The organism is Salinivibrio sp. IB643, from assembly GCF_001996105.1.
Lineage (GTDB): Bacteria > Pseudomonadota > Gammaproteobacteria > Enterobacterales > Vibrionaceae > Salinivibrio > Salinivibrio costicola.
The window spans coordinates 45422-71779 of record NZ_MUFF01000002.1 but is presented as its reverse complement, the minus strand read 5'-3'; the positions used below and the strand labels follow the sequence as shown (position 1 = coordinate 71779).

Here is a 26358-nt window from a genome sequence, read left to right as displayed (position 1 = left end):
TTATTAGTAATCGTTAGCGATAACGACAATACAAAAAGCTCAGCGCACTTACTCAGACATCCGTGATACGGATAAAAGAATCACTGAAAAATCATTGACTTTATACAAGCATAATAAAACTGCGGATTTCATCGGCAATACACCGAGTTATCAACCGTTTCTGTGGATGACTTTAAAGTTATACACAGCTGGCGTTTTTCTTATTTTGAAAAACACAGCACCGCGCTAAGCGATGCTGTTTGATCGTTATTCAGGGTGATAACGAATTTGATAGAAAATGCGATACAACACCGGCACCACAATCAAGGTCAGCACGGTAGCAAACCCAAGACCAAACATGATGGTCACTGCCATGGGCCGGAAAAATACATCAGGTAATAGGGGTAGCATCCCCAAAATGGTTGTAATTGCCGTCATACAAACGGGTCTCACACGACTAACCGCAGCATCAACCACGGCTTGGTATCGCTGTTTTCCACTCTCAACCTCTATATTTATCTGGTCGATCAGCACAATTCCGTTTTTAATCAACATCCCACTTAAACTTAAGAATCCCAGTAAAGCCATAAAGCCAAACGGTGTATCAAGTAACAACAAGCCAGTGGTCACCCCAATGACGGCCAGTGGTACCGTTAGCCAAATAATGACCGACTCTTTCACTGAGTTAAATAGCAAAATAGTGACCAAGAACATGAACAAATAGCCAAGCGGCATAATACTAAACAGCCCTTCTTTCGCCTCCTGGGAAGACTCATGCTCACCGCCCCATTCAATGCTGTAACCATCCGGCATTGGTATCGATTCAATATCGGCACGTACACGGCTCAATACCGTCGCGGCAGTCGTTTCTCGCAATGGATCAGGATCGGCCAAAACAGTTAGCATGCGTTTACGATTCTTCCGCATAATGATCGGATCTTCCCAACGCATGTCATAATCAAGAATCACCTGCTGCAAGGGAATATAATCTTGCAATGCTGGACTCCAGATTTTCATTCCCTCAAGCGTATTGATATTGACGCGCTCTTCATCCGGCAGTCGCGCAACAATGGGCATTAAATTGGTACCATCACGATAAACACCAATCCGCTTACCACTAAATGTCATCGCCAGTAGCTCGTCGACATCCTTTTTGGTGATCCCATAACGACGTGCTTGGCTTTCATTAAATTCAGGTTCCAGCACCTTGGTACGGTTGCGCCAATCGTGGCGAATATTGACGGCATCAGGATCATCATGTAGCCGCGCTTCCACTTTTTTTGCTATTGCACGAAGTTCAGTGGGGTCGGAGCCAATAATACGTGCCTCGATTTTAGATCCCGTCGATGGTCCCAAAGAAATCGGTTTCAGTTTTAACTGTGCATTGGGGTGTTGGCGACGTACATACTCGCGCACTGCTCCCATCGTTGACTTCACATGCTCATATTGGTCTACTCTTACTATTAGCTCACCGTAGGCGGCATAGCTTTTCTCAGGTGAGTAGGTCAACATAAAACGTTGCGATCCCTGCCCAGCACTGGTAGACACATAGTTCACCCCTTTTTGCTCGCTGAGCCAGCTTGACACTTCGTCAAGCGTATCTTGTGTAGCGCGAATATCAGTTCCTTCCGGTAACCACACATCAACCATGAACATAGGCGTGGTTGAGTCAGGGAAAAAGGACTGCTTAAGATGGCCAAAACCATACACGCTTGCACCTAGTGCTAAGACCATCACCAGCAAAGTGAGGTAAGCATGGTGCATGCACGCAGTTAAAAAGCGTTTATACACCACAAAAAGAATGCCATTATAGGGATCACTTCCCTCGTCGCCCTCTTCTAGAGGCGTTTCTTTAAAAAAGAGACTCGCAAAGAAAGGGGTTAATGTGATCGCGGTAAACCAGCTCAATAGCAAAGAAATTAGTAATACGGTAAATAGCGTTCCACAGTATTCCCCTGTCGCATCTTCGGACAAACCAATCGGGGCAAACGCGGTGACCGCAATAACCGTCGCTCCCAGCAACGGCCATTTCGTTTGTGTAACAATGTCATGCGCCGCTTGTAATCGTGTCCGCCCGCGTTTTAGTCCGACAAGGATCCCCTCCACCACTACAATGGCATTATCGACTAACATCCCAAGGGCTATCACCAAGGCACCAAGAGAGACGCGTTGCAGGTTGATCTCGAAATAGTACATGAACACAAAAGTGCCAAGCACAGTGAGCAAGAGCACTAGCCCAATCAATAGGCCCGAGCGCAAACCCATAAAGAACAACAGCACCACGATCACGATCGCCACCGCTTGTCCCAAACTCGAGACAAAACCGGTGACTGAGTTATCTACTTCGGCAGGTTGGTTATAAACATGATGAACGTGAATACCTACCGGCTGATCACTATTCAGCTCGGCTAATCGTTTATCTACTTTTTCACCCACTTCAACCACGTTGACGCCATCAGCAAACGAGATCCCAACCTGGAGTGCCTGCTTACCATTGTAAGCAATAATCTGACGCGGGACTTCTTGGTATCCACGTTTAATATCCGCCACATCACGTAGGTAAATTAATCCCTCGGAACCTGCTTCTGTTAAAATCAAACTGCCCAATTCTTCAACAGAAGTAAACTCGCCAGTTGGGTGAATACGGATATATTCATCACCGACACGCAACGCCCCTGCGTTACTGACCAGGTTTTGGGTCGCTAACAAGTTAAACAGAGTATCTGGCGAGATCCCCAGGCTACTCAATCGTTGAATTGAGGCCTCGACAAAGACTTGTTCTTGCTGAGCCCCACTCACGTGCACCTTGCCCACGCCATCGACAAGCTCCAGTTCACGACGCAAAAAATCAACATAATCTTTTAGCTCGCTGTAACTGTAACCCTCTCCGGTTACTCCAAGTAAGATGCCAAATACATCGCCAAAATCATCTTTGACTGAAGGTGGATTAACGCCAGGCGGTAACTCGCCTCGGGCATCATGGACCTTTCGTCGCAATTCATCCCAAATTTGCGGCAAATCATCTGAGCGATATTTGGGTTTCATTTTCACTGTAATTTGCGAGAGGCCTCGGCTAGAAATCGATCTCACCTCGTCAACATAAGTCAGCTGTTGTACCGCTTTCTCCAGTGGATAGGTGACTTCTTCCTCCACTTGTTGCGGTGTCGCCCCCGGGTAACTGGTGACGATCATCGCATCTTTGATCGTAAAAGCAGGATCTTCGAGGCGCCCTAATCCTAGGAATGCAAGGGTGCCGCCGATAAGAAAAATCAGGGTGATCATCCAACTGATCACCTTGTTTTGAATAAAATAACCCGCCACACCTTGCTTCATGATGCTTGTTCCTCTTTTGGCGCCAGTTCTACTTTTTGTCCTTCAGACAGATGGTTGGCACCGCGGACGACGATACGCTCACCCATAGAAACGCCCGTTACGACTTCAATCTGTTGCCCATGAATGCGGCCCATTTCGACATGTCGTTTGCTTACCGTTTGGGAGGCCTCATCGTAGACCCAAACATAACTATGATCGCGATCGAGTGGATCGCCATCTTGATTGAAAATCGCTTCGATAGGGACTGAAAGGCCTGTACGCGTCATTTTTAATCCATCACGAGCAATACTGACTTGTACCGGCATGCCATCCAATATGAATTGGTCATCAGGCATTGGCATTGTCAACGTCACCACGAATGCCCCACTGTTGGGATCTGGCTCTGCGGTGAATTCATCGACTGTGGCTTTGTATGACTGCCCTTGCTCAGTAACAACCTTAGGTTGCAAGCGTGTTTGCACGGATGCTGCATCCCCACCGGCATTGTGACTAAAAAGAACATCTGGGACCTGAACGCGAATATCAGCGCGTGACGCATCATGAATATTCATAATCCCTTGTCCCGGAGCAATCGTCTCGAAAGGTTCTGCGTTCACTTTCGATATCACTCCATCAGCGGGGGCTTTCAATGCGACATAAGATAAACGGAGATTAGCCAAGGCTAATTCTGCTTGTGCAATTTGTCGCTGCGCTTTTAGTTCATCAAACTGAGACTGGGCTAGCATTCCTTTTTCAACAAGCGGTGCCGAACGCTGATACTGTGAGTTAGCAACGTCGAATTTTGCGTTGGCATTTTCAACCGCTAAGCGATAGTCCGTCGGTTCGAGACGGGCGAGGACCTGTCCTTTTGACACACGATCCCCGGCTTGCACATTAATGGCTTGAATTTCGCCCGGCACCCTAAACGCTAACTTGGCTTTATCGGCGGCAGCGGCAACCGCGGGGAAAGCAATCCGCTCATCCAACTGTTGTTGTTCGACTGTATGAGTTGAAACAACAGGCAAAGGTGCTGAATAAGACGCCGGATCAGGTTGACAGCCACTGATAACGCTTAGCCCGAGTACCACGCTAAGCCAAAGCAGCACCTTTATTAGTTTTATTCTCATAATCCTCGCTCCTTCACCCAAGCTCTCACTCGATCACCGGCTTCAAGTGCGCCCGCACCCGTCGCGACAATGACATCGCCATTGTCAAGCCCAGAGGTAATCTTGCCGTTTTTGAGTACGACTGATACCAAGGTAATCTCTCCGTCTTCATTCACCCGCCAAACCGCACTTCCTGAGTCTGATTGCACCACTGCCGTATCAGGGATTTGGGGCTGTGATTGCGCCGGTATGGTGACATGGACTTTCGCAGCCATCCCTGGTAATACATTGACCGCATCGGGTCGACTCAGACTGACCGTGACATGATAAGACGCGGTTTTTGGATCCGCTTCAGTATCGATCTCTTTAAACTGAGCCGAAAATTGGCGATGCTCATACGTGTCAAAAGAAACACTCGGCGTTAAGGTATCAAGATGCTCGGCGAAATAGTGAAAGTAGCGCTCCGGTAACTGGAAACTCACGTTAATAACATCTTTAGATTGAATATGCAGCACCGGAGATTGTGCTTGAGTAAACTCGTTGCGCTCTTTCATTCTTAATGACACGGTGCCTGCATACGGCGCTTTGAGCTCGGTGTAATTTAGGTTGGTTTGTGCCTGTTCAAGACCAGCCGCAGCTTCGCTTAGTGCCGAACGCGCTTCATCAAACCGCTGCTCCGAAATAACTTTATCATTGTGTAACCGATCAGCACGGTTAAATTGAACCTGAGCAAGCTGGTATTGTGCACGCGCTTTGTCTAACTGCAGTGAGTACTGTTGATTATCAAGCGCCGCGAGCATCTGTCCTTTCTTGACATCCATTCCTGCTTTTATCGGCATAGATTCAATAACGCCTGAGACTCGAAATGACAGTAACGCTTTGTTATCTGCTTCAACCTGAGCGGGGAACTGCCGGGTTAATCCTTCTTCATTCGTTACCACAGTCAATAACTTAGCAGGACGCGTTGGCGTCTCTGAGGGAGAAGATATCGCTGGCTCACCACACCCAAAAAGGATGAGAGCGGCGCAACTGGCTAACACAAAACGCTTTATCATCAGCTTATCCTTGACAATAAAACCTAGGGCCCGACAGCAACTGTCAGACCCTAGGTCTTTGATGGGTCTTTATTTTTCATTCTAACCGGCACTGAGTGTTATGCTAACCAGCGCCAGAGTATGTATCAAGATGTTTCCGATAAACTGGCCGTTTGCTCAACAATTAATGCCGTTTGTTTCTCAATAGGATGAATATAGGGCTGCAACGATTCCAGATCTTCATGCGGTGACTTTTCCAACTCTAGACACGTTTTCGACAGCTCGTTCGCTCCGATCATGGCTGCTGCACCTTTCATTTTGTGTGCGAGTTTTTTCACTTTACCCACATCTTGCTGTTCAAATGCTTGCTTCAGCGCGGTTAAATCTTGGGTTTGATTATTAACATATTTATTTATTAGCATGGTCACTAGCTCCATACTATCACCTACTTGATCTTTGACATGCTGAACGTCAATGGGGTATGAGTCACTCATGGCAGGTTCTCTATCATCTTGAGGCTGAGCTTCAACGCCGCTATCATCGCCATAACGGACCGAGTCTGGGTTGGCGTAGAGTAGTAACAGTTCAATTAATTGATCTTTACTAAACGGTTTAGCTAAATGCCCATTCATTCCCGCGTCCACACATCGCTCAGCATCCCCAGACAACGCATTGGCTGTTACCGCTAAAATTGGCGTGTGTTTATCGAATTCACGGATCTGCCGAGTCGCTTCAAAGCCATCCATTTCCGGCATTTGGCAATCCATCAAAATGATATCGAAAGGGGTCTTTTTGTGCAGTTCAAGCGCTTCTTTTCCGTTCACGGCTAACGCTCGTTGGCAGCCGAGTTGTGCTAAAATAATATCAATAAGTTCTTGGTTAACAAGATGATCCTCTGCCACCAAGACATTGAGATCAAAAGTAATACTGTCGTATTGCCCAGCATCTGGACTTGGATCAACTAACGTATGTCTATCTTCGTTCAATACTCGATAAAGCTCAGCATGGTAAATGGGACACGTCAGTGTGGCCATTCCTGTATCATTATGCCCATCATGACTGATTGCGATACACTTATGCACGCTGCCAACAAATGCCTGGCAGCCTTGCATTTTGTCTTGTTCGACCATTAGGACCGTCTGTTCCGGTTCGTCCAGTTCAAGGTTTCGTCCATCAGAGCATGGCGTCAGCGCGACATTAAAACCTTGTAAATAATCAGTCAGCGTCTTAGTCAATATTCTATCGTCAGAGACTAAAAATATATGATAACCCTCAAGAGCGTTGCTCAAGTCGTAATTTGATAAGAGCGTACAATCAGGATTAGGGACACTAATCGGCACTTCCGCGACAAAAGTGGTCCCTTGGTTTTCTTGACTGCGTATATAAATATCCCCATCCATTAAACGCAAAAGCTTGCGACAGACGGGCAAGCCCAGGCCGGTTCCTTGATAAGAACGAGAATATGTATTATCAACTTGCGTAAAATTCTCGAAAATAGCATCATGACGATCTTCCGGAATACCAATCCCGGTATCTTCGACTTCCATGACAAGCTTAGTGATGCCACTATCATCATGCGTTTGAAATAGATTAACACAGATATGACCGCGCTTAGTGAACTTCACTGCATTACCAACAAGGTTAATAATCACTTGTTTATAACGCATCGCATCTAATTCAATGTCACATGACATGTTGGGGTCGATATAGCAATGAAGGCGTAATTGTTTTTCAGCCGCTTTCGCCGCAAATATACTTAGAGATTCATGTACGATCTCAGCTAAATCTACCGACTGCTTGCTAAGCGTCATTTTACCTGCTTCTATTTTGGTGAGATCGAGCACATCATTAATAATATTTAATAATGCCGTCGACGAATTCTGTAGGGTGTCAACAAAATAGCGTTGCTGTTGCGTAAGCGACGTTTCCATCAATAGATTAGACATCCCCACAATCCCATTCATGGGTGTGCGAATCTCGTGACTCATCATTGCTAAGAAGTTAGTTTTTGATTCATTTGCGCGCTCAGCTTGTTCCTTCGCTCGCGCCATTTCTCGTGAAATCATATCGTTCAGTGCTTTCTGTTGCACAAAGTGCACCATCGAACTCAAACTTGATAAAATCGGCTCTATCCAGCTTTGTAACTCTTCATTGTATGTCGTAGACTCATCAAAAAGGCAAACCACACCAACCATTTGATTTGACATGTAGAGCGGCGTGCCAAACACATTAACAATCATTTTATGGTTATTACCGGCAACACCTGCCATCTGCAGACTATGCTTGCTCTGTTTCGTCTCAATAATATCTTCGATTAAGCCACGAACAAATTCCTCACCAATAAAGTTATTTTCAACCAAGCGCGTTTGTGCCAAAACACGGTAAGGGAAGTTGTAGTCTATATTAGTATCGTCATGATGGCCGACTTCAACAATAATACCATGATTGCTCTCACCAATACGGAGTAGAATGTCTAACACATCTTTAAAGCTCTTTTTAAAGTCATCACGTATCAAAAATTTATCTTGTAAACTCTTCATCGCCGAGAAAAGCTCGGCACCTTTGGACACTTTTTGCTTGTCCAGATGTTGCTCAGTGATATCACGTATAATGGCGACATTGAGTGCGCGAGGATCTTCGTCTTTAATGGGGGTCGATTTCACTTGTACAACGCGAACGCCCTCGTCGGTCTCTATTTCATAGGAGCGTTCAACACGTCCATTCAAACCGTAAAGAGCTTGAGAAAAATATCCACGAGAATTAGGCGTAACACGAGAAATTATCGTGGATAAACTAATTGCTTCGTCAGGAATCGACTCAAGTTCAAAGAGCTTTTTTGCCGACTCATTGATAGTAATAATACTGTGTTTATCGCCGAGCACTAATAGCGCATCAGTGTAACTATGAATCACTGTATTTAAATACGCACGACTTTGTTCCGCTCGATTTATCTGCTTGGCGTATTTCCAAATAAAAAAACCAACCAACAAGTTCAACAGAATGATTTGCGTGGCAGTACGGAAAATTTCTGTGTTGAGCTCTTTATCGATGTATCGACTATCTTGGTAGATAATCAACCTACCCACATCGACAGATTGGCCTCCCTGATCATAGACCAAGGAAACGTTGATTTCTTTTAACTCATCGCTTGACCGCATGCCTTTAGAGTCAGTCACATAACGAAATTGTTCATTGCTATCCGTCAGCTCAAGGCGATGGACATAGCGAGAGCCGATTTCACTGTCTAAATCATTTTGAACATTATTAAAGTCATAATTCCACATCAAAGTAGGAAGACGTTGCTTTAGGCGTTGAGTGATCGAATTAATGTCTTGGTTCATATCAGACTCAAGTCGCTCTTTGGCTACATGATAATTATAGTAACCAAACACACCCAATAGTAAAGTAGCTAGTACAATTAAAATAACAGCGAGCCGCATACCTACTTTATTCATCATGATCACACCTGCATTGTCGCCGCCAGGGTTTGAGTTTGGTATCGGGCTTTCTCAAACGCTTTCATGACCGCACGCTCCCTTAGCGCCATTTTTTCACACAGTGATTCAATCCGATCCCAATTCGCATGCTCAATATGTTTACATAGTTCTAAGAGGTCACCATACGGACCTGATCGTGATAATAATGCTTGTTTTGCCGGTTGGTTGAGAGAAAGTTGTTTTACGACATCCTCCATAGGAACGCCCAACATCGCATCAAGGAGTGAAAACGCGCCCACTAAAAAGGCTTCATCAGGATCCAGGTCGCTCAATAGTGGACCTGCTTGCTGCATAAAAATAGCCCGAAGGATCGCCGCATTCTGCAGGTGTGAGCATTCTTGATGATTCATGTTCGACATAATTAACAGCGAGATCAGTCGCCGCAATGAATCTAACCCAAGATACACCACCGCTTGTTTGGGATTAGTAATCGCTTTCTTTTTTGACTTCGCTAATATATTCGCACTTGTGACGACTTTGTAGAGTAACGAGACATCGCGAGAAATAACCTCTGTGATTTCATCTATATCGTGAGGGCTGCGATTAATCACGATACACGCATCCAATAAACTAATCACCGAGGGGGCCACATCACTATGGCTTTTAATCACAGGCTGCTCAAAGAAATACCCTTGAAACAAGCTAAATCCGAGTTGTTTGGCCAACACAAACTCTTCGTTGCTCTCTACTTTGCTAGCCAAAAAGCGTATATCCGGGTAGTTAGCAATCCACTCCGCCCAATCGGAAAGGTTTTCTGTCGCTATACTGACACGGATAACTCCGAACAGGTGTAAATGCCTTTGCCAGCGACTCGTGAAGACATCACTCTCTCCTAAAATGGTAAAGCCAGCTTTCCGGTAAGACTCCAGTTGCTTCACCAGCATCGGCGTCGCGTTACACTTTGCGGTGACGCAAATCACTAGGGATTTAACCGGAATCGAAAAGGGGACCTCATCAAGCAGTGCTGCCTCCGAAAAGCTCACCACGTATCGTAAGCTATCATCGAACTCTTTCCCTGATAAAAAGTTGACACTGAGAATACGTGACGTCGCCGTATCTTCATCAATTGAAGGAAACTTATTTTCTTGGCCCTCCCTAAACAGAAGCTCATTGCCCCAATGGTTTTGCCCTTCGTTAAAGATGGGTTGGCACGAAAAAAAGATTTCACTCACCACTCACTCTCCCTAAAACAAGCCTTGACTACAAACGTAGACCAATAGCGCGGAGTCTGAGCCTTTTTTTGATGTAACTGAGTGTGTTAAGTCCAACTACTTGGCCCACGTTCGTGTTTTGCTTGGGCAAAATCACGATTTTTGCTAGGCTTTGCATTAAGCATATTACGAGGTACATTTATGGATATTTTGAATCAACTGGCCGATGACGCTCCCGAGCACGAGCCGGATTCGTTACCGTCACTCGACGAACAAAAAGCGATTGTGGCAAAACTCAAAGCGCTTGAGGAAAAAGGCGAGCTCACCGACGACGTATTGGCGCAGTATTTTGCCGCCAAACAAAAAGACACAAGCGACGAAGAAGAGTAAACTCAACACGATAAAGTGACCTTGTCACTTTTTAAATCTATCCTATTTTGCGCTATAAGGTGTGATAGCCGAGACATGCCAATGAGAGATGTGAGCCTCGCAGGATTGATACTTGCGTGACAGGGATAGATAGCAAGTGAGCGAAAAAGATACGCCCCGAGTTCAATCTTGGGGCGTTTTTTTGGTTTACTCAGGCGCAATGCCGTCGGTTTTCGCCGCACAAATAAAATCATTTTTGTGCAGGCCTTTAATCTTATGCGACCACCAAGTCACGGTCACTTTACCCCACTCCAGCAAGATAGCCGGATGGTGGCCTTCTTGCTCAGCCAGTTCAGCCACTTGGTTGGCAAACGCCCACGCCAACTTAAAGTTGCGGAAAGTAAACTCGCGTTCGAGCTGATCAATCCCATCTCGCGTCACTTTGCTCCATTGTGGGATATCTTTAAGCAGCGCCGGCATTTCCTCAGCACTGACCAATGGGGCATCAATATTACAGGCTTCACATTTCAACTCAGTTAGTTCAGACATGTTGCGTTTCCTTTTGCTGTTCTGTCTTTTTCGGTTTGGGCGGGAACAAAGGCGCATGAAGGCCCAGTTCCATGGCTTGATGCACATCAGCAATCAAATCACGTTGGCTGATGGCAAATAAGTCGTCAATCGACTCAATGGTAAAGTAAATGGGTTGCATGATGTCAATCCGATATGGCGTGCGCATGACATCTATCACTTCTAAAGGCTTACGCACGGCTTTGTCGCTATTAAAGGCGTACTCGGTCTCCGCCGGCGACGACAAGATCCCGCCGCCATAAATACTGCGATTGCCTTGCGCGTCACTGAGTAAACCAAACTCGACCGTAAACCAATATAAGCGCGCAAGATAGACGCGCTCTTTGGGCGTGGCCTTCTTGCCCAGTTGACCATACAGATGGGTAAATTCAGCGAACGCTGGGTGGGTAAGCATCGCACAGTGACCGAAGATCTCATGAAAATAATCCGGCTCTTGCAAGTAATCAAAGTCTTCTTTGGTGCGCAAAAAGGTCGCCGCAGGGAATTTCTTGTCCGCCAGTAAAGCGAAGAACTGGTCGAAATCAATCAATGCAGGCACAGGGGCCACTTGCCAGCCGGTTTCTCGCATTAACACAGCATTCACATCTGGGATCTGGGGCACCGTGTCATGCGGCAAGTCAAGCATGCGTAGCCCGTCTAAATATTCCTGACACGCTTTGTCTTTGATACACGCAAGTTGCCGTGTGACTAACTGGCGCCATACATCGTTTTCTTGTGCCGACCAGGCTACTCGGCCCAGCTCATCAACGGGTTTGGATTGGTATTTACTCTGTTTCACGTTCACCGCCTTATGTCGTTGTCTGGCGTAAAAATCGCGCGTAAACAGCGGCCCTTAGCCTTACGCAATGTTTCCGTTACTCACAGGTTACGTCGACTTTGCAGAGAAAATCATCTCCTCACCTCGGTTTTGATTTTACTGTTGCGTAACATTTATTTTACATTGTGCGTTTAAAAGGCTGTCGCTACGGGTAATGCCTCACCCTCGAGGGATCCGCGTGCTTGCATGGCTCGTAGTGGTTGAGAAAGGCCTAACTGCAGGGACGAGTGATGAATTTACAACTGAGCGAACTGATAAATTACGACAACATTGACAAGATTCAGATCCGCGGCATTGATGGCATGTTATATCAAGCCATCGCCTTTTTGCGTCACGGCGATACGGTGGAACAGAAGCTGATTTACCACGGCGATAAGCCCTATCTGTCCCGCAGCTTACTAGCGGTGAAAGAGGATTTTGAATGGATTAACGCCGGGCAATACGTGTTAGTCACTGACACGGCGTATGACGAAATGATAGGGCTTGGCACGGAAAAGTCTTTATCGACCCTAGAGCAGCCATTGCATTGGAAATAACGCAACAATGCCCCAACCTATGGGGCAATTTCTTCCCCGTCCCACGCAAACAGACGCCCAGTATGACGACTGTCTAGGCCATCCAATACCGACAATAAGTAGCCAGCCGATTGAGCCGGGCTGAATAATTTGCCTGGCTTAACATTGGCTTGGAATGGCGCGGATAAACGACTGTCGACGGTCCCCGGATGCAGGCCAACCACGGTTAATGATTTGTCTTGGCGGCCAAGCTCGATGCTCATGCCTTTGATCAACATGTTCACCGCCGCTTTGCTTGCACGGTAGGCATACCAACCGCCCGCACGATTATCACTGATACTGCCCACGCGCGCCGACAAGATGGCGAGCTTCGCCTCAGCGTTGCGCTTCAATTTGGCCGTAAGATGTTTGCTCAACAGCAGCGGCGCAACCGCATTCACATCAAAAAGCTGGTGCATGGCCTCACTGCTGCACGCTGCGAGCCGCTTTTCTGGACTAATCGCATCACCATGAAGCATGCCCGAGGCAATGATCACCGCATCTAAACGGTTGTCGTCGATGTGCTCGACCGCCGCTTGTATTGATGCTTCATCGCGAATATTCACCGCCACAGGCACCACCTTTTCACTTATCTCAGCAAGTGGTGCGGGGTGGCGCCCCAACGCAAAGACTTGCTGAATGGATGGTTTGTCGAGCAATGCGCGGCAAAAAGCTTCACCAATCGCGCCACCTGCACCGACAACCGCCACGCGCTGCATGGAATCACTGTTCATTCTCTTGGCTCCTCAAACAAAAAGAGATGCAAACTGCATCTCTTTAGTTAGGGATGAGGCGATCCTGTCGATCACCGTGCGTTAAAACTATAGCTTACGTAGCACGCTCATTAGGTATAGCCCCCCTATCAAGGAAGCAATGATCCCAGCCGGCATTTCTTGCGGATACAACCATGTCACCATCAGAGATCCAAACACCATTCAGCCTCGTATCGACGAAGGTGAATAGAAAATTGTTGTTACTACTGTCGAGAGCTCTATGTCTCCGCCCATCAGCCTTGTGTGGCTAAAACGTGATTTACGCCTGCGGGATCACGCTCCGTTACAAGCTGCCATTGCCGCTGGGCGCCCCTTGGTGATCCTGTACCTGTTTGAGCCACTGCTGCTTAACGATCCACACCATAGCGAGCGCCATTGGCGATTTGTCTGGCAATCGCTGTGCGATCTTAATCAACAGCTGGCACCGCTTGGCGGTCATGTCACCATAAGCCAAGGCGACGCGGTGTCGGTGCTTCAGGCCATCCACCAGCAACAGGCCATTGGCGCGGTGTACAGCCATCAAGAAATTGGCGTCGACGCGACATTTTCTCGCGATAAAGCGGTGGCGAAATGGCTGGCAAGCCATCAGATCCCTTGGCATGAATTTCCCACTGGGGCGGTGATCCGCGGCGCGAAAAGTCGGGTCGATTGGGACGCAGAATGGCAAAAGGTGATGCGTGCCCCTCTTGCCGATCCCGATTGGCAACAAGCGCGCTGGCTAGACACATCACTCACACTACCTGCGCTCGGTCACCATAACTGGGGTTCGCCTGCGCCACGTTTTCAGCCCGGCGGCCCGAGTTGGGCGTATAAAACCTTGCAGTCTTTTTTCCGCGAGCGCGGACAAAGCTATCAACGCCACATCTCTAAACCGCTCGCCAGCCGCAAAAGCTGTACGCGACTGTCTCCCTATCTTGCTTGGGGTAACATCAGCGTGCGCGAGATGTATCAAATCACCCTCCTCCATTGGCAAAAAAAGGGTTGGCGGCGTGCGCTGGTGGCTATGGTGTCGCGTTTGCATTGGCACTGTCATTTTATGCAGAAATTTGAAAGCGAGCACCACATGGAGCATCGGCCCGTCAATCGCGGCTACTTACATTTTGAGTACGTGAACGGTCCGCAGAGCGATGCGCACCTGCTCGCATGGCAACAAGGGTATACCGGTTATCCGCTCGTCGATGCCTGTATGCGTTGCCTACACGCCACCGGCTATATCAACTTTCGTATGCGGGCGATGCTGGTCAGTTTTTTAACCCACCACCTACTGATTGACTGGCGGCGTGGTGTGCATCATTTGGCGCAGCTATTTCTCGATTTTGAGCCCGGCATTCACTACCCCCAGTTTCAAATGCAGGCTGGCGTGACCGGCGCCAATACCCTGCGCATTTATAACCCAGTGAAACAATCGCAAGAGCAAGATCCGCAAGGGGCATTTATTCGTGAATGGTTACCCGAGCTTTCTCCCTTGCCCGATAGCTTGATCCACACCCCGTGGCAAATGACCGACATGGAAGCGATGATGTACGGCGTGGTGCTTGGCGAAGACTATCCCAAACCGATTGTCGATATCGAACAAACCGGCAAACGGGCGCGCGACATTCTGTGGTCGTTTCGTAAACAGGACACCGTTCGCATCGAGAAAGCACGGATCCTCGCCACCCATGTGCGTCCAAGCAGCCCTGAGCCAACAAAAAGCCCTGAGCAACGAATAAGCGATAAGCGGAGCATAAGCCTTGATCACGCGGATAAGCACACAATGAAACAACGGTCACGTGCCACTCAATCTACTGGAGGCAACCCAGATGGCGCATAAAAAGCCGCATCTCCCTAGCAAGGTATGTTTGACGTGCGAACGCCCCTTTACGTGGCGTAAAAAGTGGGCGCGCTGTTGGGACGAGGTTAGATATTGCTCTGACCGTTGCCGTCGCGAAGGTCGTCGCCATGCGCGAGCGGCGAAGATCTAAACGCTTCTAGCAGCGAGCTAAGTTGCGGATGCACCCACTGACGTTTAATCGATACCGCATAAAACGGCTCATACACACTCGGCAGTAAAGCATAGCGGGTGAGCATGCCGCTATCTAGCTCATCGCGAACCACCACTTCGGGCATTACCGCCAACGCGTCATTGTCTCGGGTTAACAGGCGTAGCATCGCCATATCATTGGCTTCTGCCATGATGTAAGGCTTGAGTTGATACTGCGCAGAGATAGCATCAAACCCCGAGCGAATCGGGTTATCGCCATAAGGTAACACCCACGCTTGGTGCTGGTAGCTGGCGTCTAAGGTCGGCGACAAGGCTTTACCCGGCCAGCCAATCACGGCCACCGGCTGGCGTGCCAGTTGCTGGTACTGCCAAATTTGTTTATTGGTGCCCCGCACCGCGATATTGGTTAGCGCCAAATCCAACTGGTGATCAGACAGCGCATGAAGCAAACCGGTTTGATCCATCGACTGCAACACATAACGGCACTCCCGTTGATTGACCAATGGCTGAATAAACTGCTCGATAAAGTTACGCGACATAGTGGATAAAGTGCCAATGCGAATCGTGGCACTAGACAGCGCCCCACCCGTCGATAACAACTGCTCAAGCTCTTCCCCCTGTCGGAAAATTTCTTCGGCATAGTTCATCGCTTGATAGCCACTTTCAGTCAACGTCAAGGTACGACCTTGCCGCTCAAACAATTGCACCTGCATCGCCTGCTCAAGCTGCTTGATTTGTGACGACAGCGCCGACTGCGAAATATGCAGCTGGCGAGCGGTCTGAGTCAGGTTGCCGTGGCGCGCCACCTGCCAGAAATAATACAAATGATGGTAGTTGAGTCGGCTCATCGTTCTCTAAAATAGAATGAAAAATAACTTATTATGTATTTTACTTAACTGTAGTAAGTTTTCACAATGTATCGCATAACTATTGTTGTGAGGTAAGTCATGTTATCCCTACTTCTCGTCACGCCGCTCAAACTGGTACTGCTGGCACTGGTTGCGCTTCTTGGCGGTGTTATCTGGCGATACAGTGCCACTGCGTTTGCAGGCCAAACCGATAAACACCGCTTTCTTTCATCCTTGCTGCTCACCTTGTCGGCGGTCTTATTGGTTTTAGTCAGCAACCACCTGTTGTTGTTTTGGCTTGCTTGGGTGGCGGTTAGCCTCTCACTGGGTCGCTTAATTCTTTTCTATCCGCATCGGCCTCGCGCCCAACTCGCGGCACACAAAAAAATGCTGCTCGCCCGCTTTAGCGAATTGCTACTCGGTGGCGCATTTTTACTGTTGTTTTTCCACTATCAAACCGCGCAGATTGACCAATTGATGTTTCAAGTCAGCCAGCAACCTCACACGCTGACCGTGAGCATCGCCGCCTTTATGTTGGTGGGCGTGGCGATTATCAAGTGTGCTCAACTGCCCTTGCACGGCTGGTTAATTCAAGTGGTGGAAGCGCCAACGCCTGTCTCCGCTCTGCTGCACGCCGGTATTGTCAACCTCGGCGGGATCTTATTGATGCTGTTTGCGCCGGTGCTCGCGGCGAGTCCCAGTGCCAGCCTTGCCCTGCTGGTTATCGCAGGCGTCAGTACGTTGGTCGCAGGACTGGTGAGCCTGACACGCGTGAGCATTAAGGTAAAACTGGCGTGGTCGACCGTCTCACAAATGGGTCTGATGTTAGTCGAGATCGCCCTAGGTCTTTACGAGTTGGCGCTGCTGCACTTGTTGGCGCACTCTTTCTACAAGGCTTTCTCTTTCCTCAACAGCGGCAATGGGGTGAATCATTGGCTCGCAACCCAACTGGCTGACGCCTCAGTTCCGCGTCGCTGCCATTGGCTTGCCGCGATGACCACCGCCGCCGGTTTGATTGTCGCCGTGCATCTGAGTGTTGGTATTTTAAATAGCTTGGCCGCCGGTTGGTTGCTGTGGATGGCGATGGCCATGCTGCTATTACCGGCCTTTACCCGCCCAGGCGCTGCTCGCCCGACACGCGTGCTGCTCAGTAGCGTGTTTGCGCTTGGCCTGCTCGGGCTCTACGCCGCCATTAAACATAGCTTGATTGTGTTTGTCGCGGGCGGAAATGCCACCTATTTATTTGCCGATGCCTTTGCGCTGGTGCTGTTTATCGCGCTGTTTGCTCTATCACTGGCGGTCCAGTACTGGCCTCACAAAGCGTGGGTCAACCGCCTGTTTATTTGGCTGAACGCCGGGGCTTACCTTGATGAGTGGGCGACGCGCCTAACACTCAAATGGTGGCCGAGTGCTTCTTTAATCCAACTACAAACGACCCCATGGCAGTCGCATAAGGAGACGCGTTAATGATTGCGAAAACGCCCAACGTATCTGCACACCCTGAGTCCCTCGATGTGAGCGATTTTCGCGATGCCACCCAGCAAGCGGTCGCAGCGATTGCGCCAAGCTGGCCGTTGGATCAAATGATTGCAGTGAACCCATGGTGGCCGCAACGCTTTACCACCATTGAGCAAGTCTTTGCTGAGCAAGCGGTGTTAAGTGGCCACTGTCCGCTAATGCCGTCGGCGTACTATCTGTCGCATTGGCAATCGCCCATTAGTGAGGCACATCTTGCCGAGGCCATTTCAACCTCTGACAGCGCATTAACAGTGAGTGATTGTCTGCGTGCACTGCGTAGCCATAGCAGTAACCTCCCGCGTTGGAAGCCATTGGCTGAGTTGTGTGACTACACCAGAGAAACACAAGAAGGCTTATCGTGGCAGCAAGAAATCCAGCAGCAAGTGAGCCAGTTTCTCGCGCTTTATCACCAATACCCACAGCGCTTTGATGCCCAAGGCCAAGGCGGTGAACACCTTTATCAATGCTGGTTGAGTGTGGTGAGCCAAGATAAAGGCATTAAAACCCTCACTGGCGTGGATTTGCTCGCCGATTTCGCCGCTCTGCCCACCCAAATGGATGCCTTGATCGCAGAAGCGGCCGCCTTTTGGCAACCGATCCTTCACGACCAAGACGGTAACTTGGCCTATTGCCACGCGCTGATGCATGGCTTATCGGGCTGGGCAAGCTGGCAGGCTTGGTTAGATTGGCAACAACAGCTCAGTGACAGTGAACAGCAAGATCATGGCATGGGCCTGTTCGCGATTTTACTCGCGTGGGATACAGTGCTGGCACGCTGGCTTGCCAAACACCGTGAAACAGCGTGGGCAAGCATTCGCCAGTCCATGCACCACCAAGCGGTGAATGTGCGCCATTGGTATCACCAAGCACAGCAACAGCTCGCGCCGTTGTGGATTTGGCAGCAAGCGCTGGAAATCAGTCAGCAGCGCCCTTGGGCACACGCCTTGTCCGCGCAGGCCAGTGTCGACACTCTCGCCACCTCTCCTACGCTGCAAGCTGTGTTTTGTATCGATGTGCGCTCTGAACCGATGCGTCGCGCGTTAGAAGCACAATCTGATCGGATTCAAACCCTTGGCTTTGCTGGCTTTTTTGGCTTGCCGATCGCCTATCAACCCACTGATAGCCAGATTCAACGCCCGCAAATGCCCGGCTTATTGGCACCGGCGATCACCGCCTCACAAACTCATGCCACCCCCGAACGCTGGTTGCGGATGACCAAGCTCGGCTGGCAACGTAGCCTTGATGCGCCCGCCGCCAATTTAGGGATGGTCGAAGCCGGTGGCATGCTAAAACTGGTGAGCCTATTAAAACGCGCATTACGCATTTCTGGCACCGAAAACCCGCTAAATCGACTCAGCCATACTGACAGTGATTGGGCGCTCACCCGTGACAATATGCCGTTAACCCCAGCAGAAAAAGCAGAGCTAGGCACTGGTATCTTGCGCGCCATGGGCATTGCTGACCATTTAGCCGATGCCGTCTTGTTGGTGGGTCATGGCAGTGAAACCTGTAACAACCCTCATGCAGCAGGGCTTGACTGTGGTGCTTGCGGTGGGCAAACCGGTGAGGTGAATGTCCGCGTACTCGCACAGCTTCTTAACGATGCCGACGTGCGTGATGCCATGGCACAGCAAGGCGTAACGATTCCCGCCAGCACCCGTTTTTATGCCGCCATGCACAACACTACCACCGACGCACTGGATGTCTTTCAGGCCCCCGAGCATGCCCAATGGCAAACGTGGCTGGCCGCTGCGAGCGAACAAGCACGTGCAACCCGCGCCAACCAATTTGCTCAAGCGCCTACCCAGGCATCCAAACTCAAACGCTTCTTTGCCTCACGGGCCAAAGACTGGGCACAAATGCGTCCTGAGTGGGGACTGTGCGACAACGCGGCGTTAATCGTGGGCCCGCGCACCCTGTCTCGACAGATTAATTTGCAAGGTCGCAGCTTTTTACACGAATACGACATGCACAAAGACAGTGACTTTAGCCAGCTTGAAACCATACTCACCGCGCCCATGGTGGTGACCAATTGGATCAATCTGCAGTACTTTGCTTCTGTCACCGCACCGGAAAAATTCGGCAGCGGAAACAAACTACTACATAACATCGTGGGTGGCCATATTGGGGTGTTTGAAGGGAATGGTGGCGACTTACGAATCGGCTTATCGCATCAATCCGTGCACGATGGTCGTCGATATCGCCACCAGCCAGTGCGATTAAGCGTATTTATCGCTGCCCCTCGGGAGGCAATTGATAGTATACTTGCACGCCATGACGATATAGCCGCGCTGGCGAATCACGGCTGGCTGTACTTGATGCAAATTGATGCGCAAGGTGCAGTATGGCAACGCGATCGCTCGGGTCAGTGGTATCACCTGAACGTAGCAAAATAAAACGGAGCATGTCGTTGAAAACGCAACTTCTCTCAGCGCAGTGTTCAACGGACCTAACACAAGCCGCCGAGCTACTGAAAGCCGGCGAACAAGTCGCGGTGCCTACAGAAACCGTGTACGGTCTGGCAGCGGATGCCAGCAATCCAGACGCCGTCGCGGGCATTTTTACCGCCAAAGGGCGACCCGCCAATCATCCTTTGATTGTGCATCTCGGTGACGTCGCATCGATCACCGAGTGGGCAACGCCGATCCCGGATGAAGCATATAAGCTGGCGAATGCCTTCTGGCCAGGGCCGATGACGCTGCTGCTGCCACGAGCCGAGCATGTTTCACCAGTGGTCACGGGTGGATTAGATACCATTGGGCTTCGCGTGCCCGCGCAACCTGTGTTATTGGACCTGCTCGCCACCCATCAGCTTGCCGTTGCCGCCCCGTCAGCGAACCCGTATAAAAAGCTCAGCCCCACCACGGCAGAGCAAGTGATGCATGGTTTAGGCGGAAAAATCGCCGCGGTGATTGATGGCGGCCCTTGCCAGCATGGGCTGGAATCGACCATTGTCGATCTTACCAAGCGTCCATTCCGTGTACTTCGCGCCGGTCCAATCACCGCCAGCGAGCTGAGCGCCGTATTGGGTGAAACGGTCGACGCCCCCGAGCAGCACGACACCGTGGTGCCCGGCAATGTGGGAAGCCATTATCAACCCAATACCCGGTTGCAGATGGTGGCTGCAGACTTATCCGATCTCCCAGCGCCCCATCCGGAAAAGCGCGCGGCCTTGCTTCACTTTGGCGACGCCCCGACACGGGATGATCTAGTCTGCATTGCCATGCCGGATGACGCCGCGCGCTACGGGCAAGCGTTATATCACCAACTCGCGCAAGCCGACCAACTCGGCGTCGATGAAATCTGGCTCGCCCAGCCCCCTCATGGCGAAGCGTGGCTTGCCGTACATGATCGCCTACGCCGCGCCGTCAGCTAGTTTTTGACGCTCACGACACGCGTGTTTGCATAAAGCTTGCCGTTGCACTGGCACACACAGTGCCAGCAACGGTCAGCGTTGCCTCCAACCGACTCATGCCGTGTTTCGCTTTTACACACCAAGCACGTATCTCAGCCTCAACCGCAATGGGCACTGGATGGTGATAGCGAATATTAAGTGACGCTGTCACACTTTGCGGGGCAAACAAGAAGGTACAATGGGTCAACGCCGCATCTAAAAGCGTCGCAATCACCCCACCGTGCAGCTGGTTTTGATACCCCTGCCAAGCGCTTTCTAACCAGACTTTTGCGGTGACGGCATTGTTATCGTCTTGATAAAATTTAAAATTAAATAGCCCGTTGTCACTGCAAGCCACACACTGATGATGCGAACGTGGCGGCATCACGCGTAATTCAGTCATGGCAGCCGCAACCCTTTCCACTCGCGCGACCGCCTTTACCTTGCCGCTTAACACACCCTCGATTTTGATGACCTAAACGGCGGCCTTGCGCGCCACAACCTTTCCCACGCTCTGAGTAACAAGCGGCGTTCTGTTGTTGTGGTTTTTGCTGCTTCATTCGCTGCAACGCCGGTCGTCCTTGACTGGCATCCGTAAGCGGTTGCCAGTACGCAGGCGACAGCCACTGAGTGGGGTTTAGGCGACCATTGGTGAGCTGATACACATGTAAGCCAGCATCAAGTAACCCCGCTAACGCATGCTCACCAATATGACGGGTCACCACACGTGTTACTTGGTTGGCTTTTAGCATCGCAATCAAGGCGTTTTTGGCACTACAACCTTCCGTTACACGTGGGTTGGCGAATTGAGCAAGTGCTTGGCCATCGTCGTCAAACAGCGCGAAATGTTCTGCTTTCATAAAATGCCCCGCAGGACGGTCTTGATTCATCGCAATGGCAATTGTCATCTTCCGTTCTCTCTTTATATAAATGGCATATGCCAAAAATACTCTTGATTTGTAGCATATGCAAACTATTCTGTGAGAGAAAAATGAGAGCTGTCGCATAAAGATATGGAGAGTGATCGCGTCAAGCTGCAACGTCGTGCGACAAAACGCTTTTTCGAACACGCGCGCATCCTTGCTAAGTCGCATGATGAATGACAATAATTAAATGGAAGTATTGGTTTAAAAATACCCATTTTCACGGCAATCATTGACGTGAAATTACAGTTTAGTAAACCATAAAAGCACCTTGGTTAGTCACGCGCAGCACAGACCTTATTTTTGTAGATGGTTAACCCAACACTACTCTTCTGACTCAAACACCAGTGCTTTGCCTTCTACGAGGCAGGCGGTGGTTTTGGCGCGGGCGCGTTTAACCAGGTTGGCTAACGTTTGACGAGATACGCCCATGACTTCCGCGGCTTGCAGTTGCTGCATCCCTTTATGGTCAACAAGGCGCATGGCTTCGAACTCATCCAGACCAATGGTCACCGTCTCTAACTCACTGAGTGGAATGGCGTTGGGTTTAAAACAGTTGGTATGCGGTTTCCCGCAGATACGGCGGGGCATTTTAGGACGCGGCATAGGGTCTCCTTTTTCGCCTATGCTAAGCAAGTTTATTGCTTATGCCAACAAAAAGGGATGCCAATGCATCCCTTTTCTATTTATTATTACTGGCAGTGACTTAGTCTGCCACGTTACACGTCGTACGTCGTCGAGGCAGTGTTACCACCGGTGCCCGTCCAGTTGGTGTGGAAGAACTCACCACGTGGCTTATCGAGACGCTCATAAGTGTGCGCGCCAAAGTAGTCACGCTGGGCTTGCAGCAGGTTGGCTGGCAAACGAGCGGTGGTGTAGCCATCCAAGAAGGTCAGCGCCGATGTAGTACACGGCATTGGGATACCGGTTTCCATCGATTTCGCCGCTACTTTACGCCATGCCGCTAAACAGTTATCTAAGATCCCTTTAAAGTACGCATCTGAGCCCAAGAAGGCCAAGTCAGGATCCTTAGCAAAGGCATCACGGATGTTACCCAAGAAGGCCGAACGGATAATACAGCCGCCACGCCACATCAGCGCGACGTTGCCGTAATTCAGATCCCAGCCGTTCTCGTTTGACGCTTCACGCATCAGCATAAAGCCTTGCGCGTAAGAGATAATTTTTGACGCCAGCAGTGCTTGACGCAACGCATCAACCCACTCGGCTTTATCGCCATCAACCGGTTGAATGTGTTTTTCAAATAGCTTCTCTGCCGCGACACGCTGATCTTTCAATGCTGACAGGCAACGCGAAAATACCGATTCAGAGATCAGGGTCAGCGGAATGCCAAGATCCAGCGCGTTAATCCCAGTCCATTTACCGGTGCCTTTTTGACCCGCGGTGTCGAGGATTTTCTCAACCAAAGGCTCACCGTCTTCGTCTTTATAACCCAAGATGTCCGAGGTGATCTCGACAAGGTAGCTATCCAACTCGGTTTTGTTCCAGTCGGTAAAGACTTGCTGCATCTCATCATGGCTCATACCAAGACCGTCTTTCATGAACTGGTACGCCTCGGTGATCAGCTGCATGTCGCCATATTCGATACCGTTATGCACCATTTTCACAAAGTGACCGGCGCCATCACGTCCAACCCAATCACAACATGGCTCGCCGGTATCGGTTTTTGCTGCGATACCTTGGAAAATAGGCTTCACCGCTGGCCACGCTTCTTCAGAGCCACCCGGCATAATTGATGGCCCAAAACGCGCGCCTTCTTCACCGCCAGACACACCGGCACCGATAAAGTGAATGCCTTTTTCTCGCAGCGCTGCCACACGACGGTTGGTATCTGGATAGTTGGTGTTACCGCCATCAATAATGATGTCGCCTTTCTCAAGCAATGGCGTCAGTTTGTCGATAAAGGTATCGACCACATCACCAGCACGAACCATCAGCATCACCTTACGTGGCGTTTCTAGCTTCTCAACCAGCTCTTCCAGCGAATAAGCGCCAACGATGTTAGTGCCCTTGGCTGGGCCTTCAAGAAACTCATCGACTTTGGCCGCAGTACGGTTATGTGCCACGACTTTAAAGCCGTTGTCGTTCATGTTGAGGATCAGGTTTTGGCCCATGACCGCCAAACCAATTACGCCAATATCACCTTTCATCGTGCTCTCCATTAATTCTGTCCTGGTAATTTTTTTGCTGCCGCGGCATCGAGTACCCATTCCGTCGTGCCTTTGGCACTGCGGATATTGGCGGCAGGATATGGCAGTTGAGTGGGCTCATGTGTGGCGATCTCATGTACAATCGCTTGCTTGCCTTCACCCAACACCAGATAACTGATTTTCTTCGCCGCGCGCAGCACACGGGCGGTTTTTGATACACGCTTTTGACCCGATTCAGGATGCGAGGCCACCAGCGCCAGTGCGGTATTGTCATACTGAGGATCGTGCGGGAATAGCGAGGCGGTATGGCCATCGCCACCGACGCCCAGCAAGATCCAATCAAACACAGGTGTGCCGTTTTCGCTTGGGATCAGCGCTTGCATTTCCGCACTAAAGCGCGCGGCTTCCACGTTCGGATCGTCTTCACCACGAATGCGATGAATGTTCTCTTCTGGAATGCGAATCTGGCTAAACAGCAGTTTGTCGGCTTCGCCAAAGTTGCTCTCGGCATCATCCGGTGCCACACAGCGCTCATCGCCCCACCAAAAATGCAAGTTTTGCCACTGAATCGCCGTGGCGTAGTCATCACTAGCTAAACGCTTAAATAGCATTTTGGGCGTGCTGCCACCAGATAGCGAGATGTGTACGGCACGATCTTGCTCGCTGAACGCTTGCATCGCGTCAGCTAAGTGATTGACCACCGCGTCGGCGTCATCAAAAATACGGGCATTGATCATAGTTCGCAGTATTCCGTGTCTGTGAGGTTTTTGCAGGGGAAACGCCACGCATGGTCGTCTCGCGCCAGCAAGTGATCGGCTTCTTTCGGCCCCCAAGTGCCACAGGCATAACCATATAGCGCTTTGCCATTATCCTTGTATTGGAGAATTGGCTCAACAAACTGCCAGCAGGCTTCCACCGCGTCACTGCGGGCAAACAAGGTTGCATCGCCTTTTAAGGCATCAAGCAATAAACGCTCGTAAGCCGTCAGCATCTGGGTTTCTTCCAACGACGTATAATGAAAATCCATGTTTACCGCTTTGGCGTTAAAGCCTGCACCCGGCTCTTTCAGACCGAAACTCATTTGAATGCCTTCGTCGGGCTGAATACGGATCACCAAGCGGTTTTCGGGCGCATTTTTGCCGAACACAGGATGCGGAGTCTGTTTAAAGTGGATCACCACTTCGGTCACGCGTGTTGGCAAGCGTTTACCGGTGCGCACATAAAAGGGCACCCCATTCCAACGCCAGTTGTTGATAAACATCTTCAGGCCAACATAAGTTTCAGTGCGCGAGTCTTCGGCGACACCTGGCTCATCACGATAGCTGGGTAATGCTTTGCCCCCAACTTGCGATTCAGTGTACTGACCCAGCACCAAGTTATTGTGCAGGTCGTCTTCAGAGAGCGGCTCGAGCGATTGCAGCGCTTTAAACACCTCATCACGCATTGCATCAGCATTGATCTGTGCAGGCGGCTCCATCGCCACAAGCGCAAGCACTTGCAGCAAGTGGTTTTGGAACATATCGCGCACTGCACCTGATTGGTCGTAGTAGCCACCGCGACCTTCTACGCCAAGATGCTCCGCACCGGTAATTTCAACATAGTCAATGAAGTTGCGGTTCCAAAGCGGCTCGAACATCGCATTGGAGAAACGGAAAACCAACAGATTCTGTACCGTTTCTTTGCCTAAGTAATGGTCAATACGGTAAATCTGATGCTCTGCAAAGCAGGCGTGAATGTCTTTGTCTAACTGACGAGCGGAGGCTAAGTCATAACCAAACGGCTTTTCGACCACCAAGCGTTTCCAACCGTTACTTTCATCATTTAAGCCATGTGCGGCTAGGCAGGCAGGAATAAAGTTGTACAGCTTCGGCGGCGTAGCAAGATAAAACAGCGTATTACGCTGGGTGAAACCATATTGTTCGGACAATTCGTCTAAACGCCCTGTTAGCGCGTCATATTCGTGGGTGTCAGAGATATTGAACGATTGATAATGCACGTGCGCCATAAAGGCGTCGAGCGTGGCAGGCTCGGTGTCTTCAAGCTCTTGCATCGAGCGACGGAGCTTGTCACGGAACGACTCGTCACTATAGAAAGTGCGGCTTGCGCCAAGAATTGCGAAAGACGCAGGCAGCTGTTTGTTCGCATACAAATGATACAGGGCTGGGATCAGCTTGCGGAAGGTGAGATCGCCAGATGCACCAAAAATAACAATACTGCTGTTTTCTGGAATTACCATCATCTTTCCTTTGATAATAAAGGTACTGCATGTGATTTGCGCCACAAATTAGCAGCGCATTGGCCAAATTGGTAATTGGCCCTACCTATTGATGCCATTGATATCGC

Annotated in this window: 21 protein-coding genes and 1 pseudogene; 7 read left to right on the top strand and 15 right to left on the bottom strand. The window is 49.8% G+C overall.

The annotated features are described in order from the left end of the window. Positions 1-246 precede the first annotated feature (246 nt). The 5 genes from BZG77_RS01275 to BZG77_RS01255 all read right to left on the bottom strand — a co-directional run bounded on the left by BZG77_RS01275 (position 247) and on the right by BZG77_RS01255 (position 10100). Positions 247-3312 (bottom strand): efflux RND transporter permease subunit, encoded by a 3066-nt coding sequence (locus tag BZG77_RS01275; protein ID WP_077645886.1) that lies wholly within the window; start codon positions 3310-3312, stop codon positions 247-249. Beyond that, entirely contained in the window at positions 3309-4418 is a 1110-nt protein-coding gene (locus BZG77_RS01270; RefSeq protein WP_077645885.1) for an efflux RND transporter periplasmic adaptor subunit, read from the bottom strand. The genes BZG77_RS01275 and BZG77_RS01270 overlap by 4 nt, the downstream gene beginning before the upstream one ends. Next, the gene (locus BZG77_RS01265) at positions 4415-5452 is read right to left on the bottom strand and encodes an efflux RND transporter periplasmic adaptor subunit (RefSeq protein ID WP_077645884.1); all 1038 of its coding nucleotides are present in this window, start codon (positions 5450-5452) and stop codon (positions 4415-4417) included. Before BZG77_RS01265 ends, BZG77_RS01270 begins: the two co-directional genes overlap by 4 nt. 125 nt (positions 5453-5577) lie before the next feature. Continuing rightward, complete coding sequence (locus tag BZG77_RS01260) at positions 5578-8889, bottom strand: response regulator (protein ID WP_241844083.1); 3312 nt, start codon at positions 8887-8889, stop codon at positions 5578-5580. Positions 8890-8891: 2 nt separating this feature from the next. After that, positions 8892-10100 (bottom strand): EAL and HDOD domain-containing protein, encoded by a 1209-nt coding sequence (locus BZG77_RS01255; protein ID WP_077645943.1) that lies wholly within the window; start codon positions 10098-10100, stop codon positions 8892-8894. A gap of 180 nt (positions 10101-10280) precedes the next feature. Here BZG77_RS01255 and BZG77_RS01250 point away from each other — a divergent pair, with 180 nt between their 5' ends. Beyond that, positions 10281-10469 (top strand): restriction endonuclease subunit S, encoded by a 189-nt coding sequence (locus BZG77_RS01250; RefSeq protein WP_077460727.1) that lies wholly within the window; start codon positions 10281-10283, stop codon positions 10467-10469. A gap of 186 nt (positions 10470-10655) precedes the next feature. Here BZG77_RS01250 and BZG77_RS01245 read toward each other — a convergent pair whose 3' ends face one another. Then, entirely contained in the window at positions 10656-10997 is a 342-nt protein-coding gene (locus tag BZG77_RS01245) for a 4a-hydroxytetrahydrobiopterin dehydratase (RefSeq protein WP_021023552.1), read from the bottom strand. Further along, entirely contained in the window at positions 10990-11862 is an 873-nt protein-coding gene (phhA, locus tag BZG77_RS01240) for a phenylalanine 4-monooxygenase (protein WP_077645883.1), read from the bottom strand. Before phhA ends, BZG77_RS01245 begins: the two co-directional genes overlap by 8 nt. 221 nt (positions 11863-12083) lie before the next feature. Here phhA and BZG77_RS01235 point away from each other — a divergent pair, with 221 nt between their 5' ends. Next, on the top strand, positions 12084-12389 hold the full coding sequence (locus tag BZG77_RS01235; RefSeq protein WP_077645882.1) for a DUF6482 family protein: 306 nt from the start codon (positions 12084-12086) through the stop codon (positions 12387-12389). A gap of 17 nt (positions 12390-12406) precedes the next feature. On the opposite strand, the gene BZG77_RS01230 is transcribed toward BZG77_RS01235, so the two are convergent. Further along, positions 12407-13141, bottom strand: a complete 735-nt coding sequence (locus BZG77_RS01230) for an SDR family NAD(P)-dependent oxidoreductase (RefSeq protein ID WP_077645881.1) — start codon at positions 13139-13141, stop codon at positions 12407-12409. A 259-nt stretch (positions 13142-13400) separates the two neighbouring features. Between BZG77_RS01230 and BZG77_RS01225 the strand changes: the two are divergent. Next, positions 13401-14918, top strand: a pseudogene (locus BZG77_RS01225) (FAD-binding domain-containing protein); the annotation flags it as partial. Between the two features lie 64 nt (positions 14919-14982). Then, positions 14983-15144 carry a DUF2256 domain-containing protein gene (locus BZG77_RS01220; RefSeq protein WP_074214700.1) on the top strand — a complete coding sequence of 54 codons (162 nt, stop codon included), beginning with the start codon at positions 14983-14985 and terminating at the stop codon, positions 15142-15144. Here BZG77_RS01220 and BZG77_RS01215 read toward each other — a convergent pair. Then, positions 15080-16012, bottom strand: a complete 933-nt coding sequence (locus tag BZG77_RS01215; protein ID WP_077645879.1) for a LysR family transcriptional regulator — start codon at positions 16010-16012, stop codon at positions 15080-15082. The two genes, BZG77_RS01220 and BZG77_RS01215, sit on opposite strands and share 65 nt — an antisense overlap. Positions 16013-16111: 99 nt before the next feature. Between BZG77_RS01215 and BZG77_RS01210 the strand changes: the two genes are divergently transcribed. Genes BZG77_RS01210 through BZG77_RS01200 form a run of 3 tightly spaced genes read left to right on the top strand, consistent with a single transcriptional unit; the run spans position 16112 to position 20906 of the window. Then, positions 16112-17479, top strand: a complete 1368-nt coding sequence (locus tag BZG77_RS01210; RefSeq protein WP_077645878.1) for an NADH-quinone oxidoreductase subunit L — start codon at positions 16112-16114, stop codon at positions 17477-17479. Beyond that, complete coding sequence (locus BZG77_RS01205) at positions 17479-19926, top strand: DUF2309 domain-containing protein (protein WP_077645877.1); 2448 nt, start codon at positions 17479-17481, stop codon at positions 19924-19926. The genes BZG77_RS01210 and BZG77_RS01205 overlap by 1 nt, the downstream gene beginning before the upstream one ends. Before the next feature lie 8 nt (positions 19927-19934). Beyond that, complete coding sequence (locus tag BZG77_RS01200; protein WP_108743918.1) at positions 19935-20906, top strand: L-threonylcarbamoyladenylate synthase; 972 nt, start codon at positions 19935-19937, stop codon at positions 20904-20906. Positions 20907-20916: 10 nt separating this feature from the next. Here the strand turns inward: BZG77_RS01200 and BZG77_RS01195 are convergent, their stop codons facing one another. The 6 genes from BZG77_RS01195 to zwf form a co-directional block, all read right to left on the bottom strand. Further along, a complete protein-coding gene (locus tag BZG77_RS01195) occupies positions 20917-21327 on the bottom strand; it encodes a PaaI family thioesterase (RefSeq protein ID WP_077645876.1) in 411 nt (136 codons plus the stop codon). Next, a complete protein-coding gene (locus BZG77_RS01190) occupies positions 21320-21832 on the bottom strand; it encodes a NifB/NifX family molybdenum-iron cluster-binding protein (protein ID WP_158011401.1) in 513 nt (170 codons plus the stop codon). The genes BZG77_RS01195 and BZG77_RS01190 overlap by 8 nt, the downstream gene beginning before the upstream one ends. Positions 21833-22171: 339 nt before the next feature. Then, positions 22172-22453, bottom strand: a complete 282-nt coding sequence (locus BZG77_RS01185) for a DUF134 domain-containing protein (protein WP_077645874.1) — start codon at positions 22451-22453, stop codon at positions 22172-22174. A gap of 113 nt (positions 22454-22566) precedes the next feature. Continuing rightward, on the bottom strand, positions 22567-24015 hold the full coding sequence (gene gnd, locus BZG77_RS01180) for a decarboxylating NADP(+)-dependent phosphogluconate dehydrogenase (RefSeq protein WP_077645873.1): 1449 nt from the start codon (positions 24013-24015) through the stop codon (positions 22567-22569). Positions 24016-24026: 11 nt separating this feature from the next. Next, entirely contained in the window at positions 24027-24752 is a 726-nt protein-coding gene (gene pgl / locus BZG77_RS01175; protein WP_077645872.1) for a 6-phosphogluconolactonase, read from the bottom strand. Further along, the gene (gene zwf, locus BZG77_RS01170; protein ID WP_077645871.1) at positions 24749-26251 is read right to left on the bottom strand and encodes a glucose-6-phosphate dehydrogenase; all 1503 of its coding nucleotides are present in this window, start codon (positions 26249-26251) and stop codon (positions 24749-24751) included. The genes pgl and zwf overlap by 4 nt, the downstream gene beginning before the upstream one ends. Positions 26252-26358 lie beyond the last annotated feature (107 nt).